Below are 21,913 nucleotides of genomic sequence, written 5' to 3' on the forward strand. Positions count from 1 at the left end.
GTGAATCGTTAGCTGCCGAGAAGTGCGGTTGTCAACGACCTCGCGGCACCACTGCGTATAAGCCAAATAGTAGCAACAATGTTAATGAGAACGGTAACCCAGAAAACCGATTGAAACGATGTCTTCACGGTCTTATGGCGAAACCGTTGCTGCGCCATGAGCGCGCCAGGCCAGCCGCCAAGCGCATCCACGAAATGCAGCGTGCTTTCCGGAGTGCGCTGCATGCCCTTCCCCGCTGCAGCCTTGTCTACCGAGTACATGATGTAAGACAAGCAACTCAGCAGCGCGTAGCCCGCGATGATTGCAAACGGGATGAAACCGAAGAACGCGGCAAATGCGCTTGCAAGCAAGAATAGAACGCCGATCGCCAACCTTGGCATTGGCCTGGATGACTTGCGTTGCTCGATCTTCTGACCGGCATAACGCACATCCACTGCGTTCGCGCGGCCGCGATCGTCCTTAGACACCGAGTACGAGATGAGGTCTCCGTCAACAGGGCGACGAGACCCGGGCTGGAATGCTTTGATATGAACAAAGGCACGGACGCTGCCGCCACCGGCATGCGGCGTGACGAAGCCGTATCCTTTTTCCTCGTTCCAGCCTGAAATTCTTCCTACAAGTCTCATGGCAAGTTCATTTGGCGCATAACACTTGGATTAGGTCGAACCGAGAAGCGGCATCGGCTTGAATGGCCTGCTAGCGTTCGTCTTGCATGGTGAAGTTGTACAGATCGAAGTCCAGCCAGAGGCCGAGGCTTGCACAGCGTGAAACGAGCTCCTGCGACATGTGGAAGCCGCCATTGATCCGACGGAACTCGCCCACGCAATTGATGCCGGAGCTATGACTGCGCAAGAAATTCGTCAACTCAGCAGACCGAGTAGCAATGTGGTCCAGGATAGCCGACACGTAGTAATCCGGCTGCTCTTCACCGGGCGGCACCGGCGGCTGGCTGGACCAAGTGTTCTCTGTGACAAGTCGATCGCCGCGTGTGCGATCACCAGATAGCCCGAGGCGCGCCATCGGAAGACCTACGAGCGCCGTGATCGCATTCGGCTCGCAGGAAAATCCAGAAACCGTCAGATAGGCATAGACGCGTGATGACATTCGGAATTAACCGTAGAGACAGAATTGAGGCCCGTCACGAAGCGGGTCCGGGCTGGATGATTGTTGGACCGCATCTTAAACGTCCATGAGGGTGATACGAGACTCGCCGGCCAGGATGGCCCGTAGATCCGCATCGAGTTTCGCGACCGCCACAGTAGTGTCGATTCTTCTGAAGAGGCGCTTCCAGAGAGAGACCTCAGCCTCCGGAAAGCAATGCCAGATCACGTCCTCCTTGGCGGGTGGCGGGTCTCCCGGTTTTGCGGTGTCGTAGTCAGCGACACTCCCGCAACCGACCCACAACATGAAAGGGGCTCGCAAGCACACCAGGCAGCGCCCCCAATCCTCATCAATGACAGGCTCGACGACATAGCCACGACCCTCCAATTGGACTTTCAGCCACGCTGCAAGCTGCCTGCCGTACATGCGAGGATTGGTCTGCTCATCCTCGCCCGGCTCTATGTCAAACAGGGTTGACTTAAACCGATAGCCTTCCATGCGACCTGACACCTGAATTAAGCCGAGCCGCCCAACGGCTTCAGCTTGAATGAATAGCTAGAGTTCGGACGGAATGACGTGTCCAATGCGCCAAAGCACACCTGTCGGATCGATGAGTGTGAAGTCCCTGATCCCCCAGGGCCTATCATCTGGCGGACTAAGGCGAACCGCGAACTTTGCGACTACATCCGACGCCTCGACGTTCCGATGCCAATCGTCTGCATTTGAGACAAGCATGTGCATTACGAAGTTGTTTGCATGCTCCGGATTGTAGAACTGCGAAAGCAGAAATGAGGTCTTACCAAAACGAAGATAAGCGAGCTCATCCGACTCCATCGTCGCTTCGAAGCCGAGCGCCTCGTAGAAAGCTATGGACTCGGCAAGCTCGCGAGCCGGAACAAACGCTTTGATCTCAATCGTCTCCAGATTCATGCGACCTCCCCTGTAAGGCTAAAGGCCGGCATTGAGCCGCCTCACAAAGCGGATTCGAATCGCATGATTGTTCAGGCACGACGGGCGATGCAAGCAATTCCTTGATCTTCACCCTATTCCCCAGAGCGCATCTTTGAACGCCGACCAGAGTTGCCTGAAGGCCTTGTTGTGGCCACCACGCAGCGCAACCCGAATGAGTTGCACGAAAGTAGCCAGTCCAAGGGCCAAGAAGACAACAAGACCGAGACCGTCACGGAACGCGCACGCAACCCCAAACCAGAAGATAGCCAGGACTAGCAAAGCCAGAGCTTGCTTCCTCTCACCGTTTGCCATGTCTATTCCCTAGCGCTAGCGCCTGAATTAAGCCGTCCCGCGAAGCGACTTCGGCTTGAATGAATTGCCAGAACCCACCGCCGGTGAGGCCCCAGGGAAATGGCGGCTCCGTTGATAGGCAGAACCCCTGAGGGGTCAACTTGCTATCAATCCGAAGCACATCCATTGCAGTAAGCATTGTGCCGAGTTGCTGGCCATCTCTTAGGATTTGGAGTGCTTGTCGACCGGTAATGCCAAGTTCTGCAGCGACACAAGCCGCTGCTTTAGCCAGATGGCCATTGGTTGTGACCAAGCGAATCCGGTACTGGGTTTTATCCCACTGAGGAAGGTCATAGTTGGTCGTGGTAACAGCCCAAGAGCACTCGCTGCAAGAAACCGATCTCGACCCCTCCGAGATCGAGAGAACCAGAAGAGCACCACAGCCTGGGCAAAAACGATCCGTCATGTACTGCCTAACGCTTGAACCAAGCCAACCCGCCCAGCGGATTCGGCTTGAATGAATTGTTAGGCCGCGTCTGCGTACTTGCCGATGAGGGCGCGCCATTCAGCCCAGAACAGCGCCCAGCCTTTGCGATCAAAAGCATCGTCGATCTCGACTTTGGGTGTAGATGAAGCATAAAAGGCGTCAATCTGCCTTGCAAATTGTATAACCGCCGCGCGCCAGACCGCGACCTCAACAGTGACGGCGGCTACCCCGCGAGCGATTCGGACCTGGTCATCCGCAAGATGCTCCACGCTGAAATCGATCCCTACTCCACAACCGAGGAGAATCAGCGCCCCGCCCTCGCCAGCGGGCCACGCGTTGAAAGCGCAGCACGGAAGAAGATGATTGCCGTCCGTTACAGAGGTGGTCGCTGTATGGGAGGACTTGAGAGTGCGCAGAAGAAAGAAGGCCGCGCCGCTGAGGGTCAGCTCCCCATCCTTAGCGGTAACTAGCTCCACACCATTGACGGTGATCATCATTTCGCCATGGGCGCACTGGTCTAGCGGATCATCCGGCGCGCCCTGGATCCATCGCAAATTCAGCGCTTGAATTGTCAACATGTGGCGCAATACCTGAATTAAGCCGACTCTCAAAACTGTATCGGCTTGAATGAGCCGTCAGGCCTTAGCGGAATCCTACGACTACCATTTGAATAGACCCTCTTCTCCATACCGGCGTAGAAATGGATCAGCACTTGATGCCATAACCTCAAGGGCCGCATGGGCTGATGGCGTTCCAATCCCGACAAGAGCAAAGGCACACTTTCGCTGAAACTCATGGAGATTTCCCCAACGGATCAAGTGAGGAAACGGAATATTTACCGCTTGGGCAATGGCACCTATAGCAGACTCGTCGCCGCTTTGATCGATGCTGAAAACTATGTCCTCGTCAACGTCATGCCAGTCCTCCAACAACAACCGACGGAGAGCGCTTGGAGGAATTTGCCCCGCGCAGAGCGCTGCTCTTAGTGCGATGCTGTCTCGTGCTCTCTCGGCTGCTTCTAGCGCTTGTGTACTTATCATAAGGCCTTACGCTTGAACTGGGCCGTCCCGCGAAGCGACTTCGGCTTGAATGAATTGTCAGGCATCGTCGTCGACCCAGGCAAGCGAGGATATGCGCCATCCATCGCTTAGATCTACAAGCTGGAAGCACTTGGTGCCTGACCCCGAGTAGTCGCGATCGTTGAGTATCCCGAGCTTGCTGTAGCGTGACGTACGAGTCGCTATGCCGCCAAAAATGGACGTACTTGAGTCGGTCTCGTATTCGTGAAAGTCTCGCAGCGAGCCATTTGCAAGCAGATAAATACGCGGCAACGCAAACTCGAGTGGAGTGTAGATAGCTGTCGCTGCTTTAGAATGGCGAACAATAACCGCCTTATCACTGAAGCAGTCAACGACACGTTTCAGCTCCGGCAGAACACCACCGCGATTGTCGAAGGCTGAAAAGAAGGCGCCGATGAGTGCATCAATCCTATCTCGCTCGCGCTGATCGCTCATGCGAATCCTAAGGCCTGAGTTGAGCCGAGCCGCGAAGCGGGTTCGGCTTGAACGAATTGTTAGGCGACACTGCCGACCGCCCTACCGCAGTGCAAGCACTTGCGAGTATAGGGATTACGCCAGAACCTGCCTGAGGCAAATCGATTGTCGCAGTGGGGGCAACGAAATAGCCAGACGTAGTTTGCCGTCAGCGCGGGGGCCAATACCGCGGAGAAGGCCAGTACATAGAAGATCCAGTCCACGTTAAGTGCGCTAGCCAAGAAACCACCAGCCAGACCAATTGCTACAGAAGCCGGAAGCGAACGCAGATGCAATTGTTGGCGTTTGCGGTACTGGGACCACTGATGTTCAAGGCATGCGGGATTCAACATGTGCCGTCTAACGCCTGAACTAAGCGGACCCGCGGAGCAGATTCGGATTGAATGAACTGTCAGGTGGCAGGTGCCCACCGACCGTAAGCACCATCTCCGACTCGCTATTCCAACTCCGATTCATACACTTCCACCTCATATAGGCTGTCGTCCCCAACGGCCGGGAAGTACGCCAATACCATCGGCAGACCACCTTCGCCGGTGAACCCCTGATCCAGAACCACCATGTCTTCGATCTGCGGAGCACGCCCTGCTGCTGTGAGGAGCCGGTAGCGCTCCGCGGGTATCTCAACCAGAAGACGAGCACAAGGATTTACCATTGCTTCCATGAGTGCCACCTAACGCCTGAGTTAAGCCGGACCGCTGCGCGGCGCGGCGTGATGACACACCTCACCATTTCAGACGAGTCGCGAAGCGGTCTCGGCATGAACGAATTGTAGCCCCCTTAGAGATCAGTCCATCCAGCCGTAAGGTGGTGATTGGCCAGTTCTCAGTTCAACAGCAAGGGGAACGGGAATGTCGACAGACTTCCGGATCAACGAAAAGCCCCAGCGTGCGTGCATTTCGTAGCGCCCGTTGAAATCTTTGTCCACTAGGGCCCAGTCACAGTCATCACAGCCACGTAAATGCAGCTCGAAGTCCGCGACACCGTCATTGTTACGGTCGTAGTAGGCAACGCCGATGAAGCCACCTGACGCAGGATCGGCAACTTGAGGTTCTGCGTGCTCTGGTGCACAAGCTGCGAGCAGAACAACTACCAAAAAAGCGGTGCCACTTCGCATAGAAGCCTAGCGCCTGAATAAAGCCGACCCGCAAAGCGAGCTCGGCACAAATGAATTGTTAGGCCCCGCCTGCTTGATATGCAAGCAATGCCTCACGAACCACCAAGAGCTCTGTCACCCAACCACGAGGGTCAGGGCTGATCTCAAATCGCTCCCCGGCGGGCCAGGTTGACTCAATCGTAAAATTGCGGCCGTTTAACTGAAAGCGACAGAAGGGCTTACCGCGAAAGCCAAACAGGAGACCTGGCTTCTGCGTCACCAGCACGCCCGGAATGCTTGAAACGATGCGTGCAACAGTTCGTCTACCGATCGACGAGGAGATCTCGATAGACCAAATGCGCCCGGGCTTTGGCGAGTTGTCATAAACCTTCATGCGGCGCCTAACGTTTGAGTTCAGCGGCCGCCGCAGGCGGCCCGCTGGAACGATGGACTAGGCCTGATGCCTCACTCATTCCATGCCCCTTCAGGTTCGATATCAAGCCTTCCATCGCGAACGAAAGCGCGATAGATGCTCCCGCTCGCAACCAGCCCTTCACTGAGTCGACCGGTTTTGATTTCGTAGTCGGCGTCAAGGGCTACCTGGTTCCCGTGAACGTCCTCGTACGGATATGAATTGGGCGTCCATACCTGAATGACCATCTCGCCTGACAAAGTCCTCACCCGGTCGCATAGCTCGCGTTCGAGTTCGTCCTTCGGTGTGTATGGCAACGGATTTACGGTCGTCAGTCGCATGACAGCCTAACGCTGAATTAAGCCGACCCGCGAAGCGAATTCGGTTTGAATGAATTGTTAGGGCCAAACCTAGTAGTCCGAGCCCCAGTTCTCAATCTCAACAGCACAACCAAAGATGGACGATAGGGCTGCCCGGTGGAGGACAAGCCACGATAGCAGGGGTTCACTATAGCTATCAGAATGTAGGACTGCGACTGGAGATCCCTTGGGAGCGGAAATCTCAAGCGCGACGAAGCCCGGCCCTTTGGCTCGCTGCATTGACCCAATGGAAATACGGGCAGCTGGCCAAGTAACGCTCATGCAGCGCCCCTTGTGACATAGGCCAGCAGTTCCGGCAGCCTCATCTGTCCACGCAACAAGGTGCCACAAGCGACCCGATGCCAAACGATTTCGGACCTCGGGTGGCGCGACCTCGAAAGAACACGAGCCCACTCCAAGCCGAAAGGGAACCGCTGCACTTGTCTCAAGAGTTACAATTCTCACTTTGGGTCAAGACGCCTAAATTAAGCCGAGCCGCGAAGCGGCTTCGACTTGAATGAACTGTCAGCAGGAACTGCACCAATCGTCGCCCCTGCAAGCCAAAATGCCGCACCGCGAACTCAAATCACTGCTCCAGCATGTTCTCGACTGGGTTCGAGCCTGCCCGATTCATCGCACAGCCTTCTTGGATAAATGTCGGATGTAATAAGACGACTCTGCGGCAGGTATCAGGCGGAAGTGCTTATATGGTTCCTGTCCGTTGCCGTACAGGAGGTAAGCGTTCTTATCGGACAGGCGAACCTCGTAGTTGCATGGCGACGCTGGAAAAGTGCGGCGAGTAGTGAACCTATCCCCGGATTTTCGCCCCCCTTTCCAGCCGAGAAGGACCTCCCATAAAACAGTTTCGCGGAAGCTCTCGGCGTAACGAAGATCAGCGGCTTGTCGGGGCCGGAATGAAACCGCTACTGGCCGCGCCAATACAACAATTTCACTGCGCTCGAACTCGTAATCGGGAGGAAATAGAACGATCGAGCATGCTGCAGTTGGCGCAGAAGCCGTCAACAAAAATAGAAAGACGATCATGCACTTCATGTTGCACCTATCGCCAGAGTGGAACCGGCCCGAGGAGCGGCCTCAGCTAGAATGATTAGCTAGGACATTATCCTGCGAAAGAAGCCCGTCGCGATACAAGTAGCCAACAATACGATGAGAATTTGGTGAATGCGGTAGTGCCGCCGAATGGCGATGTGGTCCGGGTCCGATAGATCATCGGCCGTGGGTACCTTTCGCATGCGGAAGAGGTTGAGGACGATTCCCACTGGTGAGCCGCCGAAGCGGACATTTCCGAGATCCGGGTAGCTCAATCGTTGCGACTCCACCGCTTTTCGGACCTTCCTGGCCAGCAACCAATCGCTCGCTATGACGGCAATAAATAGGCCCACGCATAAGTAGTACAGCAGCGGCATGAATTCTCCGAGTGATCTCGCGCATGAACTAGGCCGCCCTGCGAGGCGGCTTTAACTTGAATGGATTCTTAGGCCGCGTGCCACCTCAGCCCATGGTCAGTCCGCCGCCGAGGGTGCAACTCGGCGGACCCGGCCTTGCAGCCAACTGTCGACAATCTCTTGCCCAGAAAGATCAACCTCTGCTCTATCCAACAAGCTGATAGATATCTCATTCACATCACCCTTGAGTTCTAAGGGCTCGATCTCCCAGTGGCTATCAAAAAGAGCGCCCCCGATTTTTGCCCCTGACAGAACGAGATCAACGCCAGGGGCGCCTCTGTACTCCGTCTTGAGGTATATGAGGAATGCCAACTTTGCTCGGAGAGCGTAATCCTCCAGGGTCCATAGGCTTTTTCCGCCCTCGGGGCTTTGCCAAAGCTGAGACTCCCTCAAAACATCTCTGGACAGTTCATCCATGTCGGTAGTGAGTTGAACAAGTGACGATTTGGGGCGGACTAGGTAGTAGCTATTTGTTCTCATCGAAACTCCTTAAGCACCGATCGTGCCCGATACTTGCCACGGCGGCTCATGCCTGAGTCTAAGCCGCGTCAAGAGCGCCAGCTTGAATGAATTGTTAGGCCCGTAGGTCAACTACCGCAAGCAGCAGATGAGCAGATGACCCGCAGTAGAAACGACGGCCCTCACTGCCCTCAAGTGCCCCTCGCCCACGCTGGTATCTCTCAAATATGGTTCCAGCAGCTTCGAACTCGCGACCGCATTGCGAACACCATACAAAACCAAGCCCTTTTTCGAGGGCCTCTGCTGCCATGAACTCGAGCAGCCGTCCCTCAGTCGGGGTGGCGGCGCTGAGTGGGTAAGGGTCATCGGAAAGCCCACTAGTTGTTGCGGCCGCAAGTTGGAGCGCGATTGGGCGCAGCTCCACCTCCAAATGATGCGCCGTGTCCATTAGGCCGACGAGGTATGCCTCGCATACGGCAAGAGGCAGTCGCAGGCGACAGAGTTCCCGGCGTTTTTTTACTATCGGATAGCTGACGTGCATGGTTATACGACCTAACGCCTAGATTAAGTCAACCCTCGAAGCGGGTTCGGATTGAATGAATTGCTAGCTGTCATCCGGCGGCACCTGCTGGTCGCTCGGTCGTGGGAAAACCTCATTTCGGATCCTTTCGAGACGAACTACGACCTCTGCGTTTGACTCGCAATCATCTGAAGTCATTTCCACGAATTGGGCTGGAGTGATGTAGGCCTGCAAAATGGCATCGTCCAACATAGATTGAAACTCCGAGATGAGCGTTTTCATCTCCGCGTGGAGGGTGCCATCTCGAATCATGGCTCGAAGCTCGTGCGTCTCGTACCACTCCATGTGGCAAAAGGTTCGAAGCACCAATCGGAGCGTTTCCGGGACATCCCGCATGACTTCAATGTTCCCTAGAGCCTGAATTAAGCCGAGCCGCGAAGCGGGTTCGGCTTGAATTGACTGTCAGGCCGATACCAGCGATTCGACACGGGCATCAAAAGTAGGACAACAGCAGCTAGCTGGAGAAATCCTTGAGCTGCGTACATGACCTTAAGAGCATCGGAATCGCGCGAAACAGCGCCTACGAGTAAGACAACGTTGACTGCCATGAGAATAACTACCAACCATCTGCCCCAGTTCCGGCGAGAGCAGATAGCGAACAACATAGCCGTGGAAACAAGTAGGCCAAGGAGCAGGCCGGCAATGAAGATAGGCGTTCTAGGAATGCCCACTCTAGTTATGGCAATAATTAGTCCGATTGCGTAGCTGATCCCGTAGAGCCATGCGGAGATTGCGACAGAAGCTGGTCGCGTCGCGCGCGACGAGATCGGCAACGGAGCAGTAGGTGCAGAGTAAGGATTGTGTGACATCGGCCTAACGCCCGAATTAAGCCGAGCCGCGAAGCGGCTTCGGCTTGAATGAACTGTTAGGCTCCGCTGCCGAGGTCATTTGGGATTGACCCAGTGGCGGAGGACGACACCTTGATGGCTAACATAGATGTGAGTTTGCCCACCGAGCTGATGCTGACAGGAGCCAACCTCCCAACAATCGCTTTCAAGCCTCATTGTGAAGGACGGTTTCCAGCCAAGCCCCCTGCTCCGGGCGTAGTCCTTGGCAGCGGAAATTGCAATGGAGGGATCTAGCGGAACGATTTCCGGGGTGATCCTGCCCGTGGCCTCACTAATGCGAATGACGCACTCATTCTCCGCCTGAACTCGCCACTCTCCATCCTCAAGGTCGATCCAGTATGGAGGGCGCCACGGCCAACCTCGTGTTTGGGCAGCAGCACCAGCAATTCTCAAGGCTTCAATCTCGTCGGCATGCATATCAAGGGACCTAAAACCTGAATTAAGCTACGCCGCGAAGCGGCTTCGGTTGAATGAACTGCTAGGACTCTACACGTTGAATCCGCCAGCTGGACACCGCCTCAATTAAGTCGAGCCGCGAAGCGGCGTCGGCTTGACTGAACTGCTAGACCTCATGGCCCGGTACCTCCGGATAGCGATCATAGATTGCCGATGGAGGCTCCCGCATGTATGTGAGAAAGTCAGCCTCTCCAAGAACCTGTGCCGGATCCAAGCGCTTCAAGAACCTGCGAAAGCTCCTGGACGAGGATTTTTCCGAATCCGGGTTGCTACGCGCCAGCAACCCAAGCAGCTCAGATACAGTGACCGCTCGGCCGGGCAGTAACTCGTACTCAACCAAACTCATGCTCCAGAGCCAGTTCAGCTTGCTGAGCCAACGTCGCCGATACCCCGTTACTTGAAACTCACGTAGCTGGCCATGCCGATCCACCAACCAGCGGAACTTCCGATCGGTACGGGCGCCTTCACTGCAAAGGTAGCGGTTAGCGCCGACGTGGCGAAAATCCCCAAAGGCGATCAGTTCTTTTCCGCAGGGCACGATGTCGTCACCGAAGCGGTAGATGACGGGGAACGCGATGGGAGCTGTATCCATAAAGCCTAGCGCCTTAAGCCGAGCCGCGATCGGCTTCGGCTTGAATGAATTGTTAGGTCTCGTCCAATACGGTCAGACTCTCACCAACGACGTCAAACTGCTGAAGGAAGTCCGCATCACTTTGATCCTCGATTGCGACAGTGAGAGCAACAAGCTCGTCGCCATCCCTCCGGAGGACATCCACGCCCTGTACCGGAACATCCATCGTTGCATCCTCGTTGAGGGAAATGTGGATACTCATCCCGCGCTCTACAGCGCCTTGGATGACCTTCCCGGCAAAGACAAACAGCGAACGGGAAGTCAGAGGGAAAGCGTACTTAACTTTAAAGATCGCTGCCATAGGGTCTAACACCTGAATTAAGCCGATCCGCGAAGCGGCTTCGACTTGACTGAATTGTCAGGCCCCGACTGCGTGAACCAGGGTATTGCGTGGTCGTTGGTAACGCGAATCAGATCGGAAATGCAGCGATCGTACGTGCTCCACGATGAAGCGTTGAAGCGAAGATGATATGCGTAACCACGATGGTCACGTAATTGATCGGTTGAAGGGCCGACAACTCTGAGTGCGGGAGAACCCAGAGGATCCTCAATAGAAAAGGAGACGCGGATATCGACGGATGCGGTCCGAGGCGGACCGTAGCTGCTGCCGAGCCTGAAGAAGCCGATCTGGTCAAATAGATCGCCCCGCGGCCGACCCCAGACCATCTTCTTGGTGCGGGTGAACCCAAGAGGAGCAATGGCACGCGTGAAGTCTCCGCAGGCTCGCTCGAGCCCAGCGCGGACAATCTTTATCAATGGGTTCTCAGGATCTTCCATAGGGGCCTAACACTGAATTAAGCCAAGCCGCGAAGCGGCTTCGGCTTGAATGAATTGTTAGGCCACATGCCGTGCAACCCTGATGACCTGCGGATGCTGTGCATCCATGAACATAAAGCAGCGCCCGAAGAGTGCCTTGATGCCGAATGCGTCGAACTTGTTTTGCCCAAGCGGAGTAATAAGGACCTCATGCGTCGCTAGGGCGCGTTGATGCTGCGTCTCGATCTCTGCCCAGTTTGCAGTAGCTACGTCAGAAAGCACGACGTTGCCAGTAATGTTGTTTTTGTAGCCAATCAGAATGTTGCCGTCATCCATAGCTACGGGGTGCATGTCGGGATGCGCATGGAAGACGTCGCGAAGAGCCCCGAGTGCAAAGGCCTCGGCTTGCGCATCTGATAGGGCGTCAGGGAGGAGGACGAAGGTGCCATTGCTGAACAGTGCAAAGTCTCTCTTTCCGTCCGTGTAGTAGCGCACGCGATCCTCGATCCTATCCAGCGGCTGGAGAATCGAAGGCTGCCAGTCGGGAACGGGCGGGAACCGCTCCTTGGGCGGAGGGGGTGGTGGTGCCTTTCTCTTTAGCCATCCAAACAAGGAAACTCTCCAATGTGACCTAACGCCTGAATCAAGCCGAGCCGCGAAGCGGCTTCGGCTTGAATGAATTGTTAGGCCGCTCCCGACGACTCAAGTGAACCACCGGCTGACCAGTATTTCCAAGCGCCAACCTCTGAGCCGTTTGCATAGCTTCCCTCTGCTGCGAGTTGACCATTGGGATGATAGTCCCGCCATGGGCCATGCTCCTGCCCGTGCTCATAGTTGCCCTCCGAGGCCAGAGCCCCGTCCTCGTGGTACGCACGGAACATCCCGTGGCGCACCCAAGCGGAGCCATCGGCTGCCAAGTAGCGCGAGTAGCGGAAGCGAATCGTTCCCGAAGGATAGGGAATTTCAGCAATTTGCATATCGACCATAACGGCCTAACGCCTGAATTAGGCCGAGCCGCGAAGCGGCTTCGGCTTGAGTGAATTGTTAGGGAAGCGTACTAGTCAACGCACCACCCACCCATGATCTTGCCCTCTACGATCTCCGACCAGCAACCATCAATGTGGTCGTCGCGCTGGCATTGACCGCTGCTAGAGGCGCCTACCGGAAGGTCGCTGTTGTAGATCAGGCACTTGCTAGAACAGTCAGACTTGTCCGAGCACGACTTGCCTCCGTCTACGAACGGAATGGCACATACCGGGGTGCCAAACATGCCAACGGAACGAATGTGGCCGCCCTTAGCTTGGCAGGCAGGTTGGTCGATCTTGGCGAGGGCGGCAGCGCGATCGCGATCAAGTCGCGACTCCATCTGACTATCACGCCAGGACTGACAGCCAGCGCAGAGAACAACGACGAGAATAATTCCAGGTAGCCGCATTACTCGCATAGCCCTCTAACGCCTGAGTTAAGCCGCGCCGCGAAGCGGCGTCGGCTTGAAGGAATCGTTAGGCGCGCTCACAGGAAGACTCGACTGCCGCCTCTTCGTACATCGAGTTAACGGGAATAGAGCGCGAAGATCGGCCCGTGAATTCCAATATGCGCGATTGATAAGAAGATTTTTTGCGTACTTGAGCGTCCTGCGCTTGCTGCCCGATCTCCTTTGTTATAGATGGGTCAGACGATGTCAAAAACTCCACTCTTTGAACGGTGGAGGTAATAACGTCATTCTCCAGTAGCCACGTCCCCCACGCTCTGTCGGTGGTGGTGATGGGAGGTTTGCCGTGAGGCGTTATGATTGAAGTTGTGAGGGTCGAGTACGTACCGTCAGACGCATTGGAGGTCTCTGTTGTAACGGCAATATCGAAGTTTGGGCCATGTATGACAGTAGGCCCGCAGCGCCAAGTGCCCACAAGGGCCTGACTGGTCAGAGCTGCTTGACTTGTCGTTACGCAGCCGCTGAGGAGCAGGCTAGTGAAGAAGAGCTGTATCAGCCGCATTGATGCTCCTAAGCGCGCCTAACGCCTGAATTAAGCCGAGCCGCGAAGCGGGTTCGGATTGAATGAATTGTTAACCCTGCTAGTCATACACAATGTGCGGGTTCATCTGCTTTGGTGAGAACCACACGATATTGTGACGCTCAAGCAAGATCCTGGCTTGCTCGCGCCAGACAAAATGGCAGCTACCTCTTCCAGTGCACCCCACTTTTTTAGCTAGTTCCCTTGCCTCAACCGCTGCAGCCGAAATGACGGGACCCAAATCCGGGGCATCTTCTACGGGATCAACCAAGCCAACCGACCGTTTTGGGCGTTGAATGGACAGCAACACACGCGCTCTAAGAAGCGGCTGCATAGCTCGCAGCGTCTCCTTGGCAAGGATGGCCGGACAGCCAGTAGCTATGTGGTAAGCGAACACTTCTTCTGTGGTTGGATCCGTCATGTTTGGTAGGGCTAACGCCTGAATTAAGCCGACCCGCGAAGCTGGTTCGGCTTGAATTAATTGTTAGGCGCCAACCGAGAATCTAGATGGCGCCAAGCGAAACCGTAGAAAACCCTAGCTCTTGGCAGATCAGTCTAACGTCTTTCGCCAGAGCCTCTATATCCGATGGACTGGCTCCAAGTGAAGCCAAGCGCTCTCTGCTAAGGCCATCCCAGCACGCCTCTATTTCATCACGAAGCTCGGCGCCAAAAGGATACCGGTCAGATAGCGGGGAGATGCCAAACCGAAGGCCGATACGAAGAATGGCGGCGTAGAGAAGGATGCGAGTTGACCTCGGGGCTTCTCAGGCTCGATCTCGTCGACACAGTAGCCGAGCCCTTGGTCCGGCGTGCACCCCATGGATCGCATGGCGTGTGAGTAGTACACGGACGCCAGAGAAAGATTGTCTTGGTATGACCGGTAATCGTGCATTGGCGCCTAACGCCTGGATTAAGCCGACCCGCGAAGCGCGCTCGCCTTGAATGAATTATTAGGCATCTGCGCCGCGAAGCCTTGCGTGCACTGCCTCAGACACCATGACGTCGGTCCCAACCGGAAGCAGCGCTCGATCCAAGTCCGAGAACGACAGCATAAGCTTATAGCCGCCCGGCTTGAGATGGATGAGCGAGAACTGCGCTGGGACTTCCTGGAGACTACCACCAGGTGGAAGCAGCGTTACGGACTCAATAAACTTAGCAAACCGCGGGGGAGGCGGAAAGGGAATACACGGTGCAACCAGAAGTCCCTTGCCAGGGATCTGAAACGCATCCTGCACTTGAAGTAGGAGCCTCATCGCTGACGCCTAGCGCTTGAGTTAAGCGGCGGCGAAGCCGTCCGCCTTGAACGAAATGTTAGGCGGAACCTACACCACCGGCCTCTAGGACGCCAGCTGCGTGTTGCGCGGCCAGTTGCAATGTCCCGCAGGTAACTGGAGCAGACCTAGGATCACTGAAGTCCGTCACGGTCCAGTGCCCTTTCCACAGGTGGATACAAACGCAGCTATTCCAATAAGGAATGCCATTGTCTCTTTGCACGATGGTCCCAGCGACTACGCTCTCCCCAAAGCTCCAGTCACGCTTGTTCGCTCCAAGGCCTCTGGCACGTAGCCACTCAACGGCGTCATCGCGACTGAAGTCATTCATTGTCAATGCAGCGGCCTAACGCCTGAATTAAGCCGAGCCGCGAAGCGGCTTCGGCTTGAATGAATTGTTAGGCATCTGCCCGAGAGAACTGAGTTGCCCCTCTAGCCATGCCAAGAACTCCTGCTCTGAGAGTGGGTTTGGATTGTGGCCCCACTCACTCCAGCGCCGGTCAACCATAGTGGACCAGTCGCCAGCAACCTCAGCAAGCGCAGGGTGACCACCCCAGAACTTTGCTGCTGTAGCTAGATCACTGATGCGACCGTTGAGCTCTTGGATGGAGCATGCCCCTGTCAGGTAGCGCCGACCAGCCTCAAGCATTTGGCGAAACTCTCCGATCTCAGTGGCCATTCTGCTGATACCTAACGCCCGAGTTAAGCCGAGCCGCGAAGCGGCTTCGGCTTGAATGAATTGCAGGCGCCAACCTGGGCCTTAGGCCGCCTATGGATTGCCACCCAAATGGAATCTTCTTGCCTTGTCATAGCAGACACTGCAAAGAATCTGGATGCCAAGATGGGCGGCCGCCTCTCCAACCCATTCTCCGCCCGTCAACGCCACGCGTTCCTGGCATTCGGCACACCAAGCGTCGGGATGTGGGGTACCTGGATCATCGGCAGACCAGAAAAAGCCGACACGACGCCTTTCTTGTAGCCCCTGGATGATGTGTTGGCAGACAAACGTCTCCCGCTGCAGCCCGTGAATCGCACATTCAATAGTGGCTATGTAAGGCACGATAGCTCCGCATTGGCGCCTAACGCCGCACCGCGAAGCGGTGTCGGCTTGCATGAATTGTTAGCCCGCTCAGTCACCCCAAGCTATCCGTTTTTCAACTGAATTTATCAAGTTCTCTACATCTGCTAATGGATAAAAAAGGCCTTTCTGTCTGTAAAACTCAAAAGCCAGCGCATTGCAACCTCTCAATGCCTGTAGCAGGAGTTGAATTGGATCATTTTCTGTTGAATCACCGATAGCAACTTGTACGACTAGACAGGGAGGGCTTGGCGAGAACTGCCCATAGCGAAGTCCGTCAAATGGGACTTTGTTGGTCAGAGAACCAGGCACGTAAAAAATTGCGTTGAGTCGTATCTCAGACTCAGCCCGCAAGTCCTTGACGATTCCAGCAATGCGCTGGATCGCTAGGTTGAGCGGGCCACCTCTGAGTTCAGGGCCGCCATAATGAGCACCGATTGAGATCATGGATAAGGGCTAGCGCCTGAATTAAGCCGACCCGCGAAGCGGGTTCGGCTTGAATGAATTGTTAGATTTGTCCCACATGGCGCGAGTTCTACTGCTGAGGCCCTTGATGTTGCTGCGCGACATAATTTGTATCCGTGATGTCCGGTCTGTCTCTGCGCGGCATGACGACGACGTCATTGCTAGAAATTTCACGACGCATGAAGTAGCGCATCACAACAACCGGAATGTAGAGGCCAAGCCATAAGAATTGCTTGGTCTCCCAGGCAACAATACCAATGATGAAAATGAGTGGTATGCCGAGAAGTAGCTGTAGGTTTCTTTTCATGAGCTGCGTCCCCCTGACGCAAATCTAACGCCTGAATTAAGCCGACCCGCGAAGCGGCTTCGACTTGAATGAATTTTTAGATGCCATTTACGTGACCCAGCGCCTTACACCGAGCAGCTCCAGGAGGTGCCTGCCAGTTGTCGAAGCCAGGAACATTTGGCCAGCATACATGCCAGCAGCCGCCACCCGTGTGCCGGGCCTGCCCTGAGCTTAGACAACTTACAAGGCAATCATTTGCGGGGCTGCACTCAGCTGCTAGCTCTTTCACCCAGCATTCCTCCGCAGCAGTAGGTACTACCTCTGGCGTTGCGGCGCATTTGCCAGTCAACGCGTTAAGGAAAGACATGTCAGGCGGTGGCGGCGGTTCTGGCAGTGCTGGCTGAGCGACCTGAGCTGGTTGGCGCGCGGGCTCTTCTGGCGCGGGAGCGCACGCCATCAGAAAGAACAAGCTGCCGATCACGATGATCTTCCACATGGCATCTAACAACCAAGTTCAGCCGTGGCTCTGCCGGAGGGCCGAAGGCCCGGAGGCAGAGACGTCGGCTGCAACGCCTGGTTGGGCCCAAGTGCGCCAGGCCAGCGGCAACCTCTATATCGATCCATCGATCCACCTGTATTCGACATCAGAGGAAGTGATCAACCATGAACCCGAGTCACGGTATCCGCTCCATTCGATCTCGTGTACCAGCAGTCCTTCATCTGATACTCGAAATTCGTCATACCGCCAGTCGCGGTGACCGCCTCGCACGTCTTGCATGTCAAGGCGATAGCTTGTGACCTCGGGATAATGAAGCTCGATGTATCCGTCGTGATACGCACCCAGCAGGCGCACCGTTAGTGATGTGCGGCGAATCTCTCGGCGCTCGCCGGTTGCTGGCTCATCGATGCGAACCCATTCCAGCCAGGCGTCATGCGGGCAGTGGTGATCGAAGAAATTAAAGTACCACTCCGATTGCGCGAGCGACAGTGCTCCCTTTGGGAAGCGCGCTGCATTTTCGCGAAGATAGGCGGCGTAACGCTCTCCCGCGGCCATCGCATCGGCGTCACGCTGCGCTGCGAGAATGTACATACGAAGAGCTACTCCTCTTCTGGGGCCCAACGCCTGAATTAAGCCGACCCGCGAAGCGGGTTCGGCTTGAATGAGTTGTTATACGTGCTTACCAGATCTTCCACCAAGGTTTAGCCGATGCAGGCGAACTGCTTGAGGCAAGAGCCTCAAATGGCTCAGGGGGTCCACCCTGAATATCTTGGTCGTGCCGAAATGATGTAATCACCTTGGCTAAGGACACCGGAACATCATGAATGTAATCAACGTCGGACTTGTCCCCGCCAGAGTCATCTTGCTCTTGCTTTAGCGATGCGTAGATGTCATTGAACTGCGGTGGAAGGTCACCACTGACGGAGAGATGATAAATGCCCTCTTGTGCGTCATGCGTTACGTGCCAATTGTTCTTTCCGTTGGCATAGCACATTACGGAGCTAAACATTACGTGCTCCTCAACTTGGCAAGAAATAACGGTGCAGCCAGCTGAAAGTTGCTGCAAAGATCTATCTGCGACCAGCGGCGAGGCAAACCTGTTGGCAAAGACTAAGAACCAGCCAGTAGGAAGTTGAGCGGCCGAAACGGGAGACTCCGGAAACTCCTCGGTCTCACCTGTGCGATGGAGCTGAAGCTCTTGCAACACTTGTTGAGGATCTTTCCCAGAGACGGCTAACCAAGAAATTGCAAAGCCCATGAACCCTCCAGCACGTATAACGCCTGAATTAAGCCGAGCCGCGATGCGGCGTCGGCTTGAATGAATTGTTGAGTGGCCAGCCTGCCAGATTCATCTACGAATACAACTGGCCAACTTATACGCGCGGTCTCGCAAAGCGAGTAGCTCCCGATGCGACTCCGCGGTGGCTCCCTGGAAGTCGAGAAATGAGCCCATGCCGCCTTGATACATCGCCAAGAATGTGGGGGTGTCCGACGTTTTTCCAGAAGCAATTTGATTGGCGTACTTCTCGACGCGTTTGCGCCATTTCTTAGCCTCCGGCTCGCCGAGCCGTCGAACAAGGTTGCGCAAAGTCGCTTCGAGTTCGATGAGTTCTTCCATGGCCACCTAACGCCTGAGTTAAGCCGCGCAGCGCAGTGGAGGTGGCAGGCATGGCAAGCTTTTCCTGCCATGCCTGACGCCGGAACGAAGCGGAGTCGGCTTGAATGAATTGTTAGGGGGCATGCGGCGACCCGAAAGCTTGCGACTCTAGCTCTTGAAGCAGGTGCGCGCCCGCAATGTCGTCCCCGGATCGGTAGGAGGCCAAGGACTTCTCTAAGAGGTCGGCGAGGTTGGTGATTGCGTTTGCACTCACGCCGGACTGGGCCATGAGAGTGAGTCCATGGCTCAGCTCGTGAAATGCACTTTCTAGGCTCAGCTGCTCGTGAAGCTTAAGGAAGTCTTCCTGCGGGAAGTCATCCGGAGCATGGACGATCACCAGCGACAAGAAGTCTTTGAAGGAAGAAATATTGGTCACCCATGACATTTGGTCATGCCCCCTAGCACCTGAATTAAGCCGAGCCGCGAAGCGGCTTCGGCTTGAATGAATTGTTAGACCTGCACGCGCTAACCCTCATGCTCGGCCCCATCAAAGAACGTTGCCAAACTGTCGGCCAGTGCTCGCGAGGAAGGGGTGCCATCTGCAATATGCACCGCACCGTTTGCAAATGCGACCGGGACAGTCTCACCAGCATCGTGACCAAGCCACCAATAGGACTCGCCTTGGGGAAGGGTAATAGGTTGGCCGTCAGGNGCACCGTTTGCAAATGCGACCGGGACAGTCTCACCAGCATCGTGACCAAGCCACCAATAGGACTCGCCTTGGGGAAGGGTAATAGGTTGGCCGTCAGGGCTGAGGCCATGCAACTGGCCGGTGGGTTCGAAATCGGAGCGCGAGGCAACAAAGGACTGCCACTCACCGAGAGAAATCGGTGACTTACGCGTTACCCAGAGATCCAAGGAGCTTTCCATGCAGGTCTAACGCCTGANAGCGCGAGGCAACAAAGGACTGCCACTCACCGAGAGAAATCGGTGACTTACGCGTTACCCAGAGATCCAAGGAGCTTTCCATGCAGGTCTAACGCCTGAGTTAAGCCGCGCCGAAGGCGTCGGCTTGAATGATTAGTTAGGCAACATTCTGCGCGATTTTCCAAACGCCAGCTGCCCGGACAAAGTGAAGTTGCCACTGGATGGACGGAGGATCCGCATGGAGCCGCTTAAACATGCGCCCGTGCGCTGCTGAGCCGTACGGGGCTCGATCCGCGGAATTCTCACCGAACATGAGCGATGAGCCGTCTCCAATCGTGCGCTCGTTAACAAGCAAGTGGAGAACAACGGGCTCGACGCTCTGATCGTCCACGAGGATTCCGAAGCCGAACAATCGCAGCTCGTTCAAGCCTTCGATTTGCCGCTCAAGTACGAATCCGTCCAGTGCGCGGGCCCGGTGCGTGCCGTGCGCCGAGAGTATTGAAGCGATGAGCTCCTCAATCCCTTCAGGATCCGGCTGCGACCCGCTCGCCAAGCAGGTAAGGAGCTGCGCCTCGGCTGCGACAATCGACATATGTTGCCTAACGCCTGAATTAAGCCGCGCCGCGAAGCGGCATCGGCTTGAATGAATTGTTAGGTGCCGCCCCTCGATGATTGGCCGCCCTAAGTAGAGGTTCTAGCTTAACGCTGGCCGGAAGCAAGTAGCTCCCGTAGTACCAGCCAGAGCGGACCGAGCTCCACTGGGTGAGCATATGCCCGCCGGAACGAAGGGTGCAGAGTTGCCCACCGACAGTGCCGCGAGTTGTGGCAAAGCTCACGTACATGCACCGTTGCACAAGGGGATGCTCGGGACGAAAGGGTTGAACCGATGCAAAAGCCCGCGTCCACTCGGCAATGGTGGCCGGATCCGTGAGGCGTTGACCCGCTTGAATCAAAGACGCCTCGCGCACAGGTTCCAAGACGACCTCGGAGATGCTAGTAGCCGATAGATTCTGAATTGTGTCGCGCGCTACCCGAGCACTCGGACTAATAAAACGGTAGCTACAGAGGCTTAAAGAAATAAGCACGACACCAATGAACCCACCCAATCGCAGTTTTTTTGTTGTTGTCTCGACTGGCAGCATGACTGTAGCGGCACCTAACACCTGAATTAAGCCGAGCCACGAAGTGGCTTCGGCTTGAATGAATTGTTAGGCGGCAGCCTGCACGAGGGACGCTCTGCCCACAAGTCTGCACGCCTTGCGAGATCCTCCGGGAAACCCCTGGAGCAAACGTGCTCGCAGCCGCCGCCAATGTTTGTGGCGCAGCCGCTGCGGGAGCATGCAAGAACACAGGCATCTCGTGGATCGCATTTACCGGCGAGATGCTCAAAGTAGTCTTTCTCCGAAGTGCTACCGACGGGTATATCCGATGCGGTGCAATGCCTAGACCAGTGGGGTGGTACAGCCACCAAGCGCGGGGATGGGGCGCAGCCGGCCGAAGCGACCAACAGAACTATGAGTGCGATGAACGTTCTCATGCCGCCTAACACCTGAATTAAGCCGACCCGCGAAGCGGGTTCGGCTTGAATGAATTGTTAGCCCTATGCTGCACGCAATGAGGCCACAATTCCATTAATGATGTTCTCAAGAGAACGGCCCGGAGGCTCATCAATGCAGACAGCGGCAGCCTCAAAGGGATCCGCAAGGGATTCCGCGTTGTCGAAGTCGCGAAACTGCCCAACAACATAGCGGCCATAGAACCTAGAAGCTGGTGCCGTACACACTAGCCATGCTCCGGAATAATGAGTAACGAGAAGCTCGCCAATGTAGTAGCCGACACGAGAAAGAACCCAAGCTCGATCTTCTTGCTCAATGTGCTGGAGGGCTAGCCACGCACTAATGCCGCTAAGCACAGACATTGGGTCCGTAAGGATGGCGTGGGGAGCGGGTAGTCTGAGGGACTGAGCAAATTCATAGAGAACGGGCATGCGCTCGTCCAAGAACTGGTCGAAGTTGTCAATGCGTTTAGTTAAATCAGATGCGGTGCTCATTAGATAGGGCTAACGCCTGAATTAAGCCGAGCCGCGAAGCGGCTTCGGCTTGAATGAATTGTTAGGCGGCGAACTACTCATACTCGCCCGGCTGGAAACCGGCCGACTGGATTTGAGCTGCCGACGCCGGCTTGAATGTGGACAGGGGAAGCTTGCCGCAGGCACGACATACGCATGGCTCCGTGTACGCGGGCGGATCTCTCGGGTCCGGGCAGTAAGCGCCACAGTCCTCACAAGCTAGCGCAACGCTCGCACACCCAGGGCAAGCGATGAACTGAAGGACAT

At 55.7% G+C, this 21,913-nt stretch carries 21 protein-coding genes; all 21 read right to left on the minus strand.

Annotation, left to right across the window (positions count from 1 at the left end; translation table 11 throughout):
* Positions 1-8: 8 nt before the first annotated feature.
* The gene (locus ASE35_RS21865) at positions 9-626 is read right to left on the minus strand and encodes a DUF1294 domain-containing protein (RefSeq protein ID WP_082611125.1); all 618 of its coding nucleotides are present in this window, start codon (positions 624-626) and stop codon (positions 9-11) included.
* Positions 627-696: 70 nt separating this feature from the next.
* Positions 697-1,104: a hypothetical protein gene (locus ASE35_RS21020; RefSeq protein ID WP_157489279.1), complete on the minus strand. Its 408-nt coding sequence runs from the start codon at positions 1,102-1,104 to the stop codon at positions 697-699.
* 75 nt (positions 1,105-1,179) lie between these two features.
* Entirely contained in the window at positions 1,180-1,599 is a 420-nt protein-coding gene (locus ASE35_RS05665; RefSeq protein WP_057163188.1) for a hypothetical protein, read from the minus strand.
* A gap of 57 nt (positions 1,600-1,656) precedes the next feature.
* Positions 1,657-2,031: a VOC family protein gene (locus ASE35_RS05670; protein ID WP_057163189.1), complete on the minus strand. Its 375-nt coding sequence runs from the start codon at positions 2,029-2,031 to the stop codon at positions 1,657-1,659.
* A gap of 837 nt (positions 2,032-2,868) precedes the next feature.
* A complete protein-coding gene (locus tag ASE35_RS05680) occupies positions 2,869-3,408 on the minus strand; it encodes a hypothetical protein (RefSeq protein WP_057159386.1) in 540 nt (179 codons plus the stop codon).
* 519 nt (positions 3,409-3,927) lie between these two features.
* Positions 3,928-4,344, minus strand: a complete 417-nt coding sequence (locus ASE35_RS21025; RefSeq protein WP_157489280.1) for a DUF4440 domain-containing protein — start codon at positions 4,342-4,344, stop codon at positions 3,928-3,930.
* Positions 4,345-4,819: 475 nt separating this feature from the next.
* The gene (locus ASE35_RS21030; protein ID WP_157489281.1) at positions 4,820-5,044 is read right to left on the minus strand and encodes a hypothetical protein; all 225 of its coding nucleotides are present in this window, start codon (positions 5,042-5,044) and stop codon (positions 4,820-4,822) included.
* Positions 5,045-5,167: 123 nt separating this feature from the next.
* Positions 5,168-5,497, minus strand: a complete 330-nt coding sequence (locus ASE35_RS21035; protein ID WP_157489282.1) for a hypothetical protein — start codon at positions 5,495-5,497, stop codon at positions 5,168-5,170.
* Between the two features lie 1,862 nt (positions 5,498-7,359).
* Complete coding sequence (locus tag ASE35_RS05685) at positions 7,360-7,674, minus strand: hypothetical protein (RefSeq protein WP_057163191.1); 315 nt, start codon at positions 7,672-7,674, stop codon at positions 7,360-7,362.
* 2,488 nt (positions 7,675-10,162) lie between these two features.
* Positions 10,163-10,648 (minus strand): hypothetical protein, encoded by a 486-nt coding sequence (locus tag ASE35_RS05700; protein ID WP_057163193.1) that lies wholly within the window; start codon positions 10,646-10,648, stop codon positions 10,163-10,165.
* 52 nt (positions 10,649-10,700) lie between these two features.
* Complete coding sequence (locus tag ASE35_RS05705) at positions 10,701-10,988, minus strand: hypothetical protein (RefSeq protein ID WP_057163194.1); 288 nt, start codon at positions 10,986-10,988, stop codon at positions 10,701-10,703.
* Positions 10,989-11,521: 533 nt separating this feature from the next.
* Positions 11,522-11,938, minus strand: a complete 417-nt coding sequence (locus tag ASE35_RS05710; RefSeq protein WP_057159398.1) for a hypothetical protein — start codon at positions 11,936-11,938, stop codon at positions 11,522-11,524.
* Positions 11,939-15,855: 3,917 nt separating this feature from the next.
* The gene (locus ASE35_RS21040; RefSeq protein ID WP_157489283.1) at positions 15,856-16,251 is read right to left on the minus strand and encodes a hypothetical protein; all 396 of its coding nucleotides are present in this window, start codon (positions 16,249-16,251) and stop codon (positions 15,856-15,858) included.
* An 88-nt stretch (positions 16,252-16,339) separates the two neighbouring features.
* Positions 16,340-16,576, minus strand: coding sequence for a hypothetical protein (locus tag ASE35_RS05720; protein ID WP_057159394.1), 237 nt, complete (start codon positions 16,574-16,576; stop codon positions 16,340-16,342).
* A gap of 589 nt (positions 16,577-17,165) precedes the next feature.
* A complete protein-coding gene (locus tag ASE35_RS21045) occupies positions 17,166-17,645 on the minus strand; it encodes a hypothetical protein (RefSeq protein WP_157489284.1) in 480 nt (159 codons plus the stop codon).
* Between the two features lie 88 nt (positions 17,646-17,733).
* Positions 17,734-18,312, minus strand: a complete 579-nt coding sequence (locus ASE35_RS21050) for a hypothetical protein (protein WP_157489285.1) — start codon at positions 18,310-18,312, stop codon at positions 17,734-17,736.
* Between the two features lie 90 nt (positions 18,313-18,402).
* On the minus strand, positions 18,403-18,672 hold the full coding sequence (locus ASE35_RS21055) for a hypothetical protein (protein WP_157489286.1): 270 nt from the start codon (positions 18,670-18,672) through the stop codon (positions 18,403-18,405).
* A 112-nt stretch (positions 18,673-18,784) separates the two neighbouring features.
* On the minus strand, positions 18,785-19,096 hold the full coding sequence (locus tag ASE35_RS05725; RefSeq protein ID WP_057163196.1) for a hypothetical protein: 312 nt from the start codon (positions 19,094-19,096) through the stop codon (positions 18,785-18,787).
* 80 nt (positions 19,097-19,176) lie between these two features.
* On the minus strand, positions 19,177-19,362 hold a 186-nt coding region (locus ASE35_RS21870; protein WP_235569998.1), incomplete at its 5' end, for a hypothetical protein.
* A 373-nt stretch (positions 19,363-19,735) separates the two neighbouring features.
* Entirely contained in the window at positions 19,736-20,170 is a 435-nt protein-coding gene (locus tag ASE35_RS05730) for a hypothetical protein (protein WP_057163197.1), read from the minus strand.
* Between the two features lie 1,008 nt (positions 20,171-21,178).
* On the minus strand, positions 21,179-21,628 hold the full coding sequence (locus tag ASE35_RS21060; RefSeq protein WP_157489288.1) for a hypothetical protein: 450 nt from the start codon (positions 21,626-21,628) through the stop codon (positions 21,179-21,181).
* Positions 21,629-21,913: the final 285 nt, after the last annotated feature.

The organism is Lysobacter sp. Root916 (genome assembly GCF_001429785.1).
Taxonomy (GTDB): Bacteria; Pseudomonadota; Gammaproteobacteria; order Xanthomonadales; family Xanthomonadaceae; genus Lysobacter.

Excerpts from the sequence above, each read along its gene's own strand:
- ASE35_RS21865 (WP_082611125.1), bottom strand. The coding sequence starts at position 626 with ATGAGACTTGTAGGAAGAATTTCAGGCTGGAACGAGGAAAAAGGATAC.
- ASE35_RS21020 (WP_157489279.1), bottom strand. The coding sequence starts at position 1,104 with ATGTCATCACGCGTCTATGCCTATCTGACGGTTTCTGGATTTTCCTGC.
- ASE35_RS05665 (WP_057163188.1), bottom strand. The coding sequence starts at position 1,599 with ATGGAAGGCTATCGGTTTAAGTCAACCCTGTTTGACATAGAGCCGGGC.
- ASE35_RS05670 (WP_057163189.1), bottom strand. The coding sequence starts at position 2,031 with ATGAATCTGGAGACGATTGAGATCAAAGCGTTTGTTCCGGCTCGCGAG.
- ASE35_RS05680 (WP_057159386.1), bottom strand. The coding sequence starts at position 3,408 with ATGTTGACAATTCAAGCGCTGAATTTGCGATGGATCCAGGGCGCGCCG.
- ASE35_RS21025 (WP_157489280.1), bottom strand. The coding sequence starts at position 4,344 with ATGAGCGATCAGCGCGAGCGAGATAGGATTGATGCACTCATCGGCGCC.
- ASE35_RS21030 (WP_157489281.1), bottom strand. The coding sequence starts at position 5,044 with ATGGAAGCAATGGTAAATCCTTGTGCTCGTCTTCTGGTTGAGATACCC.
- ASE35_RS21035 (WP_157489282.1), bottom strand. The coding sequence starts at position 5,497 with ATGCGAAGTGGCACCGCTTTTTTGGTAGTTGTTCTGCTCGCAGCTTGT.
- ASE35_RS05685 (WP_057163191.1), bottom strand. The coding sequence starts at position 7,674 with ATGCCGCTGCTGTACTACTTATGCGTGGGCCTATTTATTGCCGTCATA.
- ASE35_RS05700 (WP_057163193.1), bottom strand. The coding sequence starts at position 10,648 with ATGGATACAGCTCCCATCGCGTTCCCCGTCATCTACCGCTTCGGTGAC.
- ASE35_RS05705 (WP_057163194.1), bottom strand. The coding sequence starts at position 10,988 with ATGGCAGCGATCTTTAAAGTTAAGTACGCTTTCCCTCTGACTTCCCGT.
- ASE35_RS21040 (WP_157489283.1), bottom strand. The coding sequence starts at position 16,251 with ATGATCTCAATCGGTGCTCATTATGGCGGCCCTGAACTCAGAGGTGGC.
- ASE35_RS05720 (WP_057159394.1), bottom strand. The coding sequence starts at position 16,576 with ATGAAAAGAAACCTACAGCTACTTCTCGGCATACCACTCATTTTCATC.
- ASE35_RS21045 (WP_157489284.1), bottom strand. The coding sequence starts at position 17,645 with ATGTACATTCTCGCAGCGCAGCGTGACGCCGATGCGATGGCCGCGGGA.
- ASE35_RS21050 (WP_157489285.1), bottom strand. The coding sequence starts at position 18,312 with ATGGGCTTTGCAATTTCTTGGTTAGCCGTCTCTGGGAAAGATCCTCAA.
- ASE35_RS21055 (WP_157489286.1), bottom strand. The coding sequence starts at position 18,672 with ATGGAAGAACTCATCGAACTCGAAGCGACTTTGCGCAACCTTGTTCGA.
- ASE35_RS05725 (WP_057163196.1), bottom strand. The coding sequence starts at position 19,096 with ATGTCATGGGTGACCAATATTTCTTCCTTCAAAGACTTCTTGTCGCTG.
- ASE35_RS05730 (WP_057163197.1), bottom strand. The coding sequence starts at position 20,170 with ATGTCGATTGTCGCAGCCGAGGCGCAGCTCCTTACCTGCTTGGCGAGC.
- ASE35_RS21060 (WP_157489288.1), bottom strand. The coding sequence starts at position 21,628 with ATGAGCACCGCATCTGATTTAACTAAACGCATTGACAACTTCGACCAG.